Here is a 13,474-nt window from a genome sequence, read left to right as displayed (position 1 = left end):
TAATCATCTCCTTCTTCCAATCATTTGGTAAGGAAGTTTTGCCGAACATCAGACAACAAACACATCGCGTCCACCATCCTAAGAAAGAATATATCAATGAAATGTTGTGATTGTTTGACGAATTATTACGGTATCCATGAAATTATCAAAAATCCAATGCTCCTTCGTCATATTATGAGAAAATACAGAAGAAAGGACGTGTTATAAATGGCTCATACTGTATTGCTTGCTGATGATGAAGACCAAGTACTTGAGTTTATCGAACCCTTTTTACGCCAAGAAGGTTTTGACATCATAACTGCGAAAAATGGATTGGAGGCATTAGAAAAAGCACGTAAATCTAAACCATCTATTGCAGTCCTGGATTGGATGATGCCGGAGATGAGTGGGATTGAAGTATGCCAGCAACTTAGAAAAATGAGTAGAATCGGGGTAATAATGGTTACTGCTCGTACAGATGAGATAGATAAGGTTATCGGTTTAGAAGTCGGAGCAGATGATTACATCACAAAACCTTTTTCTTTACGTGAACTTACAGCAAGGATCCGCTCTGTATTACGTAGGGTTTCAGAAGAAGAAACTATGGAACAAAACATAGAGAGAGGTGAACTTACAATCTCCGAATCCCAATACCGTGTATGGAAACGGGGAGAAGAAATATTGTTGACACCAACTGAATTCAGGCTGCTTCATACCCTGGCCACTAAACCAGGCATTGTGTACAGCCGGTTACAACTTCTTCAAACTGCACTTGAAGAAGATATCCTTAATGATGAAAGAACAGTTGATGCTCATATCAGCCGTCTTCGAAGGAAAGTTGAAGATGACCCATCTAGCCCGATTTACATAGAAACAGTATATGGGTTCGGTTACCGGTTTGGTGATCAGTTATCATGAATGTAAGACGAAAGCTCTTTTTAGCAATGACTTCTATAATCATTGCTATGGGGGGGATGTTTGTAGCTACGACTCATTTGGTCGTAAAACCGATCATTGAAAGAATGTTAGAAGTTGATAGAAGCAAGGAAATGAAGGAATTGAACAGCTTGTTCATCAGTTATTATCAAAACAATGATTATTCATGGAAAGGTATAAACCAGATTCAACTTGATGAAAGGTTGAATGGTAAAAAGAATATCAGTGTCCTATTGTCATCTCCAGAAGACGCCGATATATACTCCTATGGAAATGCTGAAGGTAAAGAGATTAGACGTCTGGGATATTATAAACGGATACAGCTGGATGAAGAAACGATAGCACACCTATACTATCACGATCCCGAGATAGCCAGCATATCCAAAATACGTATAGGAATAAGTAGTTCTGTAAGCTTTTTACTATTGCTATCTTCCTTTCTTTTCGTCCTTATTGCTATTTTGGGAGCTCATTGGTTATCTAAAAAGCTGACTAAACCGCTTTACAGTATCATTTCATCAATTGAACAATTGGGTAAGGGTGATTATGGCGTTGAAGCACCTGTTGTCACGAAAGATGAATATGCAACTGTGACTAAAGCCTTCAATCAAATGTCTAAACAGCTAAAGGATGCTGAAATTGTACGTAAGAATATGACCGCTGATATCGCTCACGAACTAAGGACCCCCTTAACCATCATAAGTGGAAAGCTTGATTATCTGCAGCAATCCGGTCAGTCGATCCGTCCTAAATCCCTATTGCCCTTGCAGGACGAATTGATCCGATTGACTCGGCTTGTGGAAGACCTACGATCCCTTTCACTAGCCGAAGCTAAAAAACTTCCACTTAATCCCACTCCTACTGATATTGTATGGATATTCCAGAGAATTATAGACCGTATTGAACAGGATACAGAAGATAAAGGTATTCTGGTAAGTTTGTCATCTTTTACAGATAATACCACCATTGTCGTCGACCCGAACCGAATCATGCAGGTTTTCTTGAACCTGCTTACCAATGCAATTCGTTATACTCCTGCTGGAGGAACTGTGACTGTCAGTATCGATAAGGAAATTCTCCTGGAGAGGAGGATTTCTTAAAAATTCTCATAACAGATACAGGGATGGGTATTGATCCTAAACACATACCTAATCTTTTCAATCGTTTTTACCGTACTGATCAGGCACGTCAGCGCAACAGTGGCGGTAGTGGACTAGGCTTGGCCATTGCAAAGGAATATGTGCTTGCCCACAATGGAAAAATTGATGTGGAGAGCATGCTGAATAAAGGAACAAGTTTCATTGTAAGACTTCCATATAAAACGTGAAAGGTGGTCACTGCTTAGGAACAAGGTGATGAACGGAAACGATTTATCAAAGAACCGATAAGACCTAAAATCACTCCCAAAATACTTCCTGTGATCACACTGCTGAAAAAACCGAAAGTCCTTGTGATCAACTCGTTTAGAAAAGGAGGTATGTTTGATAAATTGCCACCTAATACTGGAGGTTCCTCAAAGGATCTATGCCAAAAAATTTGGTGTGTAATACCTAATAAGATTCCGTAGAATATTCCTATCCATAATAATGTTTTAAAAGGGCTTTCTTCTTTTTTCCATACAACAACAAAGATCCAGATGATTGGTGGAATGATTGCCAACAGCATATTCGCTAAACTACCAGGTTCTATCCATTTCAAATAATGGGCGATGACACGTGGAACACCAAGTAGAGCCAGAAGAGAAAGGAAACCAATAGGCATCCCGAATGTATTCTTTAATTTATTAGTCATAATTCCTACCTCCGAAAAAATTTGATCAAAGATAGTATAGCAGTAAAATGTTGTGAACTTTTTGCATTACTATACGTGTTTAGTGAAGTTTACCTTTTTAAAATAATCTGTGAAAAGGTGCTGATTTGTTCCCCACATTTATTTTACATAAGGGCGGGACCATACAATCCTCTTTCCGTTTCTCTAGATTTCCTAGAAAATCTTAGGTATGCTGATACAAATGAGGACTGTAATTGAGGTGTAAAGATGAAAACGTTGTGGACAAACGGCACAATTTATACGATGAAGCATGAATTTGATAAAGTCGAAGCTGTTTTGGTTGAAGAGGATAAAATTATTGATCGGGGTGACCGTTTCCGGCTTGAAGAGGAATATAAAATCGACCATATCGAGGATTTACAAGGAGCAATCATGTATCCAGGCTTTGTCGATAGCCATTTACATATGATTGGCCATGGAGAAAAACTATTACGTTTGGACCTCTCTGAAGTGATGTCAGCTGAAGAAATGAAAACCACCTTAAGAGAGAAAGTGTATACAACCTCTATTAGGGATTGGATTATCGGTGAAGGCTGGAATGAAAATAACTTTATGGATCGAAAAATATTCCACCGGTTGGAACTAGATGAAATCGCGCCTCATCATCCGATGATGCTGACCCGGATCTGTCGCCATGCTTTGCTTGCAAATTCAAAGGCTTTGGAGATTGCAGGGATCACCGAGGAAACTGAGGACCCACCGGGAGGTGTCATCGTCAGGGATTCCAATGGTACCCCAACCGGGTTTTTACTGGATAAAGCTCAGGAATTGGTGAAAGATGCCCTTCCACAAGTGACGGAGGACTATTTGCATCGTGCTCTTAGGACTTCAGTCCAGGATCTCACCCGTCTTGGACTTGTTGGCGGACACACTGAGGATCTCAATTATTATGGTGGGTTTAAACGAACACACCAGGCCTTCCTGGATATACTCAATCCTGATCAGCTTCAGTTCAAAGCAAATCTTTTGGTTCATCATGAAGTAGTGAAGGATATGCATGAGGAAGGCTTGAAGTTCGGGCATTCGAATGGGCTGGTCGAGCTCGGGGCGATGAAGATTTTTGCGGATGGAGCCCTTGGCGGACGTACGGCTTATTTGAGTAAACCTTATAATGATATGCCAGAAACATATGGGGTAGCGATCCATTCATTAACCGAGCTGAAGGAGCTGGTCAAAAAGGCGCGTCATTATCAAATGCCAGTTGCAATCCATACGATTGGGGATCTCGCTTTGGAATTTGCACTTTATGCGGTTGAAGAACATCCGCCTCCAGAAGGGTTAAGAGATCGTTTCGTCCATGGTCAGGTTGTTCGTCCGGATTTGTTGGAACGCTTGAAAAAGGTCCCTGTAATCATTGATATCCAGCCTCACTTTGTTGCATCTGATTTCCCATGGGTGATCGAACGCTTAGGGGAAGCTCGTATGAAGTACAGTTTTGCCTGGAAAACGTTATTAAAAGAAGGGATTCCATGTGCCGCTGGTTCAGATGCGCCGATCGAGACGGCTGATCCGTTATTGACGATCTATGCAGCAGTCATGCGTAAAAAGCATGGAGATAAACACGAAGGCTTTTATCCAGAACAAAAATTGTCTGTATTTGAAGCTGTTGAATTATATACCAGGGGAAGCGCCTATGCCATCGGAAAAGAAAACGAAAATGGGATGATCGAAAAAGGATATAGTGCTGATTTCACGATTTTGAATGGAGACTTGTTCCATATGGACCCAGAAGAAATTCCGAATATTAAAGTAGTGAAAACCGTTGTGAACAACTCGACTGTTTATCAAGCTAAAAGCAATGAAAAATTTTAGAGGACATCTCTTCTGTTATTTGTGACAAAAAGTGGTGATTTGAAAAAATAGAGGACATCCGTTCCCCTATTTGGGTAAACTAGACTGAAATTCAATGATTTTAAGCAAATAAGGTCTCTGGTGTCCTCTGATTATGTAAAAAATGGGGTTTTTGAGAAAATAAGGTCTCCTATGTCCGCTAAAAGTTGTTCATTCAGCCCTCCTGCGGCGGCAAAGCCGCCACCAGGACTACTATTGACCTTCTTGGCTGTCGAGGGCTTGCACATTGCTTGTCTTTACAAAAAACTTCTTTTGACCTTGTGCCAGAAGGAATTGTCCTTCAGCTTGACGGTCTTGATTCTTTTGTCGGACAGTTGGATGCGGATCGCTCCGGGTTCACGTATACTTAGTGCTTCATTATCCATGCCGATGATCGGGAAGTTGTTCCCTTCATTGACGATTTGAATTTCAAGTGCTCTTGATTCATTTAATATGAACGACGTTCCGAGTGTGCGGTAATGATTATTATTGATGGACGCTACTTCACTGATCTGCATACATGGGAGCTTCGGGTCAACGATCGCTCCATTCAATGACTTGTTGTAAGCGGTACTTCCAGTCGGCGTCGATATGATCATACCGTCTCCTTTAAATCGTTCAAAAAACAAGTCATCAATATACAAATCCATGGACAAGGTTTTAATGATACTAGAGCGGATTGAACATTCATTCAAACAATGAAAAGAAGCATCATTCTCCATGCTGACCAGAATGGTCGGGTATCTGCGGACCTCGACTTGTTCATTCATCATTGCATCGATCATGCCAGCAAGATCTTCTATATCGAAATCACAATAAAACCCTAATTGCCCTGTACTTACACCGACGTAGAGCGCATTATCCCGAAAACCAGTTTGACGGACGGCTTGGAGGAAGGTTCCATCTCCCCCGATACTTGCAACGATGTTGGCATCGTCTGGATTTTCAACCAATGTAAATCCATTATCGATCGCTAAATTTTTCAGCGTTAGTATTTGTTCTTCAAATTGACTGTCTTTTTTGTAGAAAAAATGGATATTCTTACGGTCAGCCATTACAAACCTCCTATGAGTTGCTGTTGTATTTAGTTTTACCCTGATTATTTCGTTACTAAAATTGTACATGCTAATTTTATCTTCGTTTTTCACAAAGTTTTTGTCAAATGAGCATCATTCCAAGATGAAAATATGATATTCTTACAAGTGCTGGACATTATTACCAAATGAAGATGTGCTAGGAGGCTTTATATGAACGGGAAACGTTGGATTGCACTAGGAATTGCAGCAGTATTGTTCATAGGTTCTATTATGATGAATGTATTATCGTCGGCTGCATCCAACAATTTATCAGGATTACAGAACAGCGGATTTTTAGATGAAGACCCTTTCGTCGAGAAAGTCGTTGAAAAAGGGAGCGATAAGCAGAATATCGTCCTGCTGGACGTTGAAGGTGTCATCCAGGATACAGGAGATGCAACCTCATTCTTTCAATCACCAGGATACAATCACCAGAGATTCTTAGATATGTTGAAACACGCTGGTGAAGACAGGAATGTGGAAGGGATCATCATCCGCGTGAATAGTCCAGGTGGCGGTGTCGTTGAAAGTGCAGAGATCCATGACGCAATTACCACCATCCAAAAGGATCATAAAAAACCAATATACATATCGATGGGGAATATGGCTGCATCTGGCGGTTATTACATTTCAGCCCCAGCAGATAAAATCTTCGCCCACTCTTCAACATTGACGGGTTCACTTGGTGTCATCATCCAATCTATGAACTATGGGGAGCTTGCTGACAAACTAGGTGTGAAATGGGAAACGATCAAGAGTGGCGCTCATAAAGACATCCTTTCCCCAACACGCGAAATGACAGATGAAGAAAGGGATATCTTACAATCGATCGTTGATAATTCTTATAATCAATTTGTCGATGTGATCGCTTCAGGCCGTGACCTACCTGAAAACAGGGTGAGAGAATTAGCTGATGGACGGGTATATGATGGTCAACAGGCGAAAGAAACGGATCTTGTCGATGAACTTGGAAACCTGGATGATACGATAAAAGCTATGAAAAAAGATCTCGGTAATTCGCATCTGAATGTCATCAAGTATGAAAGCCGCCTTGGATTGAATTCCTTCTTGAACATGACAGCGCAAAAATTATTCCAACCGAATAAAGATTTGTTAGGAATTCATGAATTGATGAGTCAAACGAATACACCTCAAATCAAGTACTTGTATACAGAATAGGAGGGATTGGAATGGACCATACTTTATCAGGTGGAGAACAGGTTGCAGAACCAACCCAACCTATGGCACCAACTGCTCCTCCTTCCTATGCAGGATTTTGGATGCGGTTTTGGGCGTATCTATTAGATCTCATTGTCATTTGGAGTTTGAACAGTCTCATAGTGAAACCATTGCTCGTCTTGTTGAATCTGCCTCTAGACGAAGGGGGAATGTTTTCACTAAGAGCGATCCTAGCGACAATCATCTTTTATGGTTATTTTGTATTGATGACACGCTTTTTCGGCCAAACCATAGGAAAAATGCTTTTCGCGATAAAAGTGGTGACAAAGGATCTGAATGATAAACTGCCGTGGTCAACACTGCTATTTCGGGAAGTGATCGGGCGGTTCATCAGTAAGACCATATTATTGATCGGTTATATCGTGACTGCATTTACAAATGAAAAGCAATCGTTGCACGACATATTCGCGGACACTAGAGTCGTCCACACCCGAAAATAGGTATTGTTATAGGCCTGTCAGTACATAATGCTGATAGGTCTTATTTTTTGTATAGGACTCTGTTACTCTTCCTTGTTGGTTTTTTCGAAATTCACTCCCTTTCCGCGGGCGATCCGCAAGCCTCCTCGCTCACTTGCACAGGATGTGCTGGCTTCGACGTTCACCACAAGACCACGGACTTTACATTTCATCCTTGTAGTTTTGCGCCGAGTAATCGCAGGCGCAGGACGTGGTGGTTGTTAGTCGAAGATCCTTAAATCGCTGCGGGGTCTCGCCTGGCTCGCTTTTCCCGCAGGAGTGTCGGAATTTGGCCTGAAGATAATCAGCATTAGGATCTAACAAAGCCCTTGTATGAAACATAGGTTCAGTGAGAAGCGCTTTGCCGAGTTTTCTAGATACTGAGGTGGTCCTCATGATGTATTGGATTATTGGAATCCTGCTCTTTTTCTGTTTAGTGGTCTTCATCATTATGATCAGTCGAGTAAGGGTTACTATCAAATACGTTCATCAAGCAAAAAGCGATACGGTTTTGGTCCAAGCCCATTTTTTTAAAGGGTTATTCGACTATGCCTGGGAAATCCCTTTGAATAAAATAGAGCTTGAAAAAGATGGTCTTATGCATATGCAATATGAAACTGATATGGAAATCGGAAATCAGAAGCAGCATGAAACGAAAGAATCGACATTCGAGGCTGAATCGTTGATTAACCGAGCTCAAGAAACAAAGGAATTGCTAGACTCTGTGTACCAACTAAGCAGGATCGTCAGGAGATTTTTAAGGAAAATGACAGTAGAAGAATTCGAATGGGTCAGTACGATCGGTACCGGAGATGCAGCATCAACTGGAATATTTGCAGGTTTATTATGGACGATCAAAGGAAGTGTAACTGGATTTTTAAGCTTTGCGACAAATATGATCAAACCACCGGTCCTCGAGGTTACCCCTTCTTTTCAAACACCAGTGGTTCAAACGGATTTATTATGTATGTTTTCTTTCAGAATCGGGCAAGCTATGCTCGCAGCATATCTGATCGTAAAAAATTGGAAGGGAAGGAAACAGCATGTCAGAACATCCAATTCAGGGCTTGATGCAAACAGCAATGGAAAATATTAAAGAAATGATTGATGTGAATACAATTATCGGTGATCCAGTAGAAACACCGGATGGAAGTGTGATCCTGACAGTTTCAAAGGTTGGATTCGGCTTTGCTGCTGGAGGTAGCCAGTTCAGTGGTCTATCAGGAGGAAATGGTCAATCAAGACGAGATTCCTCAGAGGGAGAATCCCATCCTTTCGGAGGTGGTAGTGGTGGTGGAGTTTCAATCACACCAATTGCTTTTTTGATCGTCAATTCTTCTGGAGTGAAGACGATCCACCTTGACAACAGCACTCACTTGTATGAGCGGCTGCTGGATTTAGCACCACAAGTAGTGGACAGGGTACAGAAAATGATGAACAACAGCGGCTTCCAGATGAAATCGAATTCTAATAAAAACAATCAACAATCGAACAACAATTCACAGATGCAGCAGCAATCTGAAAGGCGTCAAAAGCAAGACCTTGATTTTTAATACTTTGAATGTAAAGAGCTGGCTCTGACATCGCTTGGCCGATGTACTTGGCCAGCTTTTTTGTTTTTGCACATTTTACTTGATTACAAATTTCAGAAAGTTTAACATTAACGATGTGAGAATACTTTTATAAGGAGTTGTTTAAAAAATGGCAGCAGTAACATTTAAACAAAAGCCTGTAACATTATTAGGAAATGAAGTGAGAGTAGGGGATACATCTCCTGACTTCAAAGTATTAGCAAACGACATGTCTCCTGTAACTTTACAAGACACAAAAGGTTCTGTAAGGCTTATTAGTGTTGTCCCATCTATCGATACTGGCGTATGTGACCAGCAAACGCGTCGTTTTAACGAAGAAGCCGCAAAGCTTGATAATGTAAAAGTGTTGACGGTAAGCGTTGACCTTCCGATGGCACAGAAGAGATGGTGTGCTGCTGCAGGAGTTGAAAACCTTCAAACTCTTTCAGACCACAGAGATCTTTCATTTGGAAAAGCATATGGGGTAGCAATTGAAGAACTACGTCTTTTGACTCGTGCAGTATTCGTTGTAGATAGCAACGATAAAGTTACATATGTTGAGTATGTAAGCGAAGCGACAGATCATCCGGATTATGAGGCGGCGATCGAAGCGGCTAAGTCTGCCCAGTAAGGTTGTTCAACTGCGAACTTCTGATTCGCAACTTTTTGAACTTTAATATTTAAATTTAGTTAAGAAGGGGTTAACCGCTGAGAGGGGCATCTTGAAAATGTCTCCTGGGAGGTTAACCTCTTTTTACATTTCAAGAAAGTATAAAATACTTTCTTCAATATATGGGCAACTAAGGCTCAGCCTACACAAAAGGCTTGGCTTTATATGTCTTCCTTTTTGGGAATAATGTTTTCATTCGGTGATTTTACATGTGTTTGTTACAATGGGTCTAGTGTAAGATAGGAGGAATTATGCATGGCTGATTTTAAGAACGTTGAATCATTCTATAGATTATTACATGAAACGGCTACTATCCTTTCTGAAAAGGAACAGACTTCATACTTGGATGGTCTGATCATGACGGGACAAAACCTTGTACAGGGTGGTCTGGCGGATAAATATGATGAACAGACGAAAAATGATCTCATCTATAAATATGAGTCACTTCCGTTAGATGAATTATCCAAGGAAGAAATCCGGAAAGGATATCAGTTAGCGATCCTAAAAGGAATGCAGGATGGGGTGCAGTCCCAGCATGCGATGACGCCAGATGCAGTAGCGTTATTCATTGGCTATCTAGTCGATAAGACGATGAGTAAAAAAGGGAGAGTCACCCTCTTGGATCCTGCAATTGGGACAGGAAATCTCGTATCAGCAGTTCTCAACCAGACGAAAAAGAAAGTCTTCAGTTATGGTTCAGAAGTTGATGAAACATTGATAAAGCTAGCGTATGTCAATATGAATGCGCAAGAGCACGATATCCAGCTTTATCATCAGGACAGCTTACAATCATTGATGATCGATCCTGTTGACCTCGTGATCACGGATTTGCCAGTCGGTTATTACCCGAACGATGATATGGCAGCAAAATACCGTTTAAAGGCAGATTCAGGCCATTCATTTTCACACTATTTGATGATCGAGCAGGCACTTAACCATACGAAGGAAGGCGGATTTCTCTTCTTCTTGATTCCGAACTTCCTTTTTGCCGGTGATGAAGCACAGAAATTGAATAAATATCTTAAAGAAGAAGCGGTCATCCATGGACTTCTCCAGTTGCCTTTGACGATGTTTAAAAAAGAAGAGCAGGCGAAAAGCATCTTTTTCATACAGAAAAAAGGTGAAGGGGTGGCAGCGCCTAAGGAAGCATTGATGGCAGAACTTCCAAGTTTTTCAGATCCTAAGGCTTTGCAATCGATCATGGAGAAAATCGATACTTGGTTTAAGACATCGTTTACTGGTTAACTTAAACATACAAAGGAAGTTCCGGAAGAGCTGAATGAAATCGGATTCAAATCTGAAAATAACGAATATTGACGGAAAACGCTTTCCTTCCTTGCAGGAACCCCAAACCGGTGGTTTAATGGTAATTGGTTTTTGGGTAAATGAACTTGAACAACGAAGGAGTTGTCGATATATGCGAAAGGTACTCGCCATTAATGCGGGAAGTTCATCGCTGAAATTTCAATTATTGAAGATGCCGGAAGAAGAAGTCATCACAAAAGGCCTGGTGGAACGCATCGGGATTCCTGAAAGTGTTTTTATAATTGAAGTGAATGGTGAAAAAGTAAAAGAAGTGACAGACATCGAAAATCATGCTGTTGCTGTGAAGATGCTGCTGGATAAACTCATGTCTCACCATATTATCGAGTCTTATGATGAAATCGAAGGGATCGGGCATCGTGTTGTACACGGTGGTGAAAAATTCAACGATTCAGTGCTTATAAATGAGGAGATCATCAAAGAGATTGAAGATGTGTCCGATTTGGCACCACTTCATAATCCTGCTAACATCGTCGGAATCCGGGCATTTAAAGAAATTCTGCCAGATGTGCCTGCTGTAGCAGTGTTTGACACAGCATTCCATCAAACGATGCCGGAGCAATCTTATTTATACAGCCTCCCTTATGATTACTACAAAGAATATGGAATCCGGAAATATGGCTTCCATGGAACAAGCCATAAATACGTGTCCCAGCGTTGTGCTGAATTATTAGGAAGACCGATTGAACAATTACGATTGATTTCTTGCCATCTTGGAAACGGTGCTAGTATCGCTGCGATTGAAGGTGGAAAATCCATCGATACATCCATGGGCTTTACGCCGCTTGCTGGGGTAACGATGGGAACTCGTTCAGGGAACATCGACCCTGCGCTTATTCCCTATATCATGGAGAAGACAGGGAAAACTGCTGAAGAAGTGATGAACGTTTTGAATAAGGAAAGTGGACTCCTTGGCGTTTCTGGATTTTCTAGTGACTTGCGTGATATCGAACAACAAGCTGAAACAGGGAATGAAAGAGCTGAGTTAGCACTAGAAGTATTCGGAGGACGGATCCATAAATATATCGGCTCCTATGCATCAAAAATGCACGGAATAGATGCGATCATCTTCACAGCAGGTATAGGTGAAAATAGTGATATCATCCGTGAACGAGTCCTTAAAGGACTTGAATTCATGGGTGTGTATTGGGACCCGGCTTTGAACAAAGTCCGCGGAAAAGAAGCATTCTTGAATTATCCGCATTCCCCTGTAAAAGTATTGATCATCCCAACGAACGAAGAAGTGATGATTGCAAGAGACACAGTCCGATTAGCTCAATAGAATATTCGATAAGGCTCCTTTTGTAAAGATTGTGGTTTTTTAACAATTCAATCGTTAGAGGAAATATATACGAGACTCCTGCGGGAAAAGCGAGCCAGGCGAGACCCCGGAAGCGATCGAAGGATCTTCGAGTATAATAATGAACTTCGACTAAATACCACCACGTCCTATGGTGAACGTCGAAGCCAGCATAAGGAAAGCTTCTAAGAATTCTCATCGCAGACACGAAAATGATTTCATTTTTGTGTTGAGATCCTGTGCAAGTGAGCGAGGGGCTCGTGGATCGCCCGCGGAAAGCGAGTAAAATTCTACAGCATTTTAGAAAACATCCTTTCATAAAGAACTCCACCTACTCTCTGGTGGAGTTCTTTTTAACCCTCATATTTTAATCGTGTCAGTTTTGTTATAATGGATGAAAAGTGATTCTTGGAGGTGGACGGTATGGAATGGTCTCAAAATGAAAAGCAAGTTTGGTCTTCCATTGAAAAATGGGAGCAAGAATATTTTACATATGTTCCGACTGACTTCAATAGAGCGTATGAAAAAACATTTGAGGATGTCTTCAGCAGGATTTCTTCGAGGATTAGGGGGAAAGCACTTCAAACAATCGACAACCTGCTTTTCCATTTGCATTCAATCATTTTGAATTCACAATTCCAACAAGATACAAAGCAGAGAGTGCTGCTGTCAGCTCAATCAATGAACAAAGATGTGGAAGTTTGGGAAGATGTCCAGGATTGCCGGATTGAACAGCTTAGATACATAGCGCAGCATCAAGTAGCGAAACATAGGCTCCTTTCTTTTGCACAAGGCGGTTTATCAGGAGCAGGCGGTATTTTGTTTTTAGGGATTGATATACCTGCAAGCATTGCAGCGCATTTGAGATCAATCCAAGTACTTTCCCTTTCATATGGATATTCGATCAACCAACCTTATGAAACCATGTTATCACTGAAATTATTTCATGCCGCTACATTGCCGAAGCAGCATCAGCATGAAGCATGGGAGCAGTTGATGAGCGAGGTTTTGGACCAAGAAATCAATCCATACTTTTTCGAATCAGACGAGCTGGTTGCTGACAGTCAATGGATGCGGCACCTGGTAAGTTTAGTCGGTAAAGGAATGGTTCTTTTCATGTTGCGAAAACGCCTGATCCAAGGAATTCCGTTGATGGGGATGGTATATGGAGCAACAGCTAATTATCAGCTTTCAAGGCAGATCACAGATTTTGCAAACCAGTTTTATCAGAAACGTTGGCTACTAGAAAAACGGAACTAAGG

14 protein-coding genes are annotated in these 13,474 nt (G+C 41.2%); 12 read left to right on the top strand and 2 right to left on the bottom strand.

The window, feature by feature from the left end; translation table 11 throughout:
* Positions 1–207 precede the first annotated feature (207 nt).
* From ACJROX_RS21290 to ACJROX_RS21280, 3 genes are read left to right on the top strand one after another with little or no spacing between them, the layout of a single operon-like run.
* A complete protein-coding gene (locus ACJROX_RS21290) occupies positions 208–897 on the top strand; it encodes a response regulator (protein WP_408007205.1) in 690 nt (229 codons plus the stop codon).
* Positions 894–2,015 carry a sensor histidine kinase gene (locus ACJROX_RS21285; RefSeq protein ID WP_408007204.1) on the top strand — a complete coding sequence of 374 codons (1,122 nt, stop codon included), beginning with the start codon at positions 894–896 and terminating at the stop codon, positions 2,013–2,015. Before ACJROX_RS21290 ends, ACJROX_RS21285 begins: the two co-directional genes overlap by 4 nt.
* Before the next feature lie 23 nt (positions 2,016–2,038).
* A complete protein-coding gene (locus tag ACJROX_RS21280) occupies positions 2,039–2,242 on the top strand; it encodes an ATP-binding protein (RefSeq protein ID WP_408007203.1) in 204 nt (67 codons plus the stop codon).
* A 14-nt stretch (positions 2,243–2,256) separates the two neighbouring features.
* On the opposite strand, the gene ACJROX_RS21275 is transcribed toward ACJROX_RS21280, so the two are convergent.
* Positions 2,257–2,706 (bottom strand): hypothetical protein, encoded by a 450-nt coding sequence (locus ACJROX_RS21275; protein ID WP_408007202.1) that lies wholly within the window; start codon positions 2,704–2,706, stop codon positions 2,257–2,259.
* Positions 2,707–2,952: 246 nt separating this feature from the next.
* Here ACJROX_RS21275 and ACJROX_RS21270 point away from each other — a divergent pair, with 246 nt between their 5' ends.
* Positions 2,953–4,557, top strand: a complete 1,605-nt coding sequence (locus tag ACJROX_RS21270) for an amidohydrolase (protein ID WP_408007201.1) — start codon at positions 2,953–2,955, stop codon at positions 4,555–4,557.
* Positions 4,558–4,832: 275 nt separating this feature from the next.
* On the opposite strand, the gene ACJROX_RS21265 is transcribed toward ACJROX_RS21270, so the two are convergent.
* Entirely contained in the window at positions 4,833–5,723 is an 891-nt protein-coding gene (locus tag ACJROX_RS21265; protein WP_408007200.1) for an NAD kinase, read from the bottom strand.
* A gap of 99 nt (positions 5,724–5,822) precedes the next feature.
* On the opposite strand from ACJROX_RS21265, the gene sppA reads away from it, so the two are divergent.
* The 8 genes from sppA (at position 5,823) to ACJROX_RS21225 (ending at position 13,472) form a co-directional block, all read left to right on the top strand.
* Positions 5,823–6,830: a signal peptide peptidase SppA gene (gene sppA, locus ACJROX_RS21260; RefSeq protein WP_408007199.1), complete on the top strand. Its 1,008-nt coding sequence runs from the start codon at positions 5,823–5,825 to the stop codon at positions 6,828–6,830.
* Positions 6,831–6,841: 11 nt separating this feature from the next.
* On the top strand, positions 6,842–7,330 hold the full coding sequence (locus ACJROX_RS21255) for an RDD family protein (protein WP_408007198.1): 489 nt from the start codon (positions 6,842–6,844) through the stop codon (positions 7,328–7,330).
* A gap of 415 nt (positions 7,331–7,745) precedes the next feature.
* The gene (locus ACJROX_RS21250) at positions 7,746–8,444 is read left to right on the top strand and encodes a DUF2953 domain-containing protein (protein ID WP_408007197.1); all 699 of its coding nucleotides are present in this window, start codon (positions 7,746–7,748) and stop codon (positions 8,442–8,444) included.
* On the top strand, positions 8,392–8,901 hold the full coding sequence (gene ytfJ, locus ACJROX_RS21245; RefSeq protein ID WP_408007196.1) for a GerW family sporulation protein: 510 nt from the start codon (positions 8,392–8,394) through the stop codon (positions 8,899–8,901). Before ACJROX_RS21250 ends, ytfJ begins: the two co-directional genes overlap by 53 nt.
* 148 nt (positions 8,902–9,049) lie before the next feature.
* Positions 9,050–9,550, top strand: a complete 501-nt coding sequence (gene tpx, locus ACJROX_RS21240; RefSeq protein ID WP_408007195.1) for a thiol peroxidase — start codon at positions 9,050–9,052, stop codon at positions 9,548–9,550.
* 294 nt (positions 9,551–9,844) lie between these two features.
* On the top strand, positions 9,845–10,834 hold the full coding sequence (locus ACJROX_RS21235) for a class I SAM-dependent methyltransferase (protein WP_408007194.1): 990 nt from the start codon (positions 9,845–9,847) through the stop codon (positions 10,832–10,834).
* 172 nt (positions 10,835–11,006) lie between these two features.
* Positions 11,007–12,194, top strand: a complete 1,188-nt coding sequence (locus tag ACJROX_RS21230; RefSeq protein ID WP_408007193.1) for an acetate kinase — start codon at positions 11,007–11,009, stop codon at positions 12,192–12,194.
* A gap of 441 nt (positions 12,195–12,635) precedes the next feature.
* On the top strand, positions 12,636–13,472 hold the full coding sequence (locus ACJROX_RS21225) for an EcsC family protein (protein WP_408007192.1): 837 nt from the start codon (positions 12,636–12,638) through the stop codon (positions 13,470–13,472).
* Positions 13,473–13,474: the final 2 nt, after the last annotated feature.

Source organism: Pseudalkalibacillus sp. A8, from assembly GCF_045920555.1.
Taxonomy (GTDB): Bacteria; Bacillota; Bacilli; order Bacillales; family Fictibacillaceae; genus Pseudalkalibacillus.
Note: the sequence above shows the minus strand (reverse complement) of the source record. Positions and strands in the feature narration are given on the sequence as shown.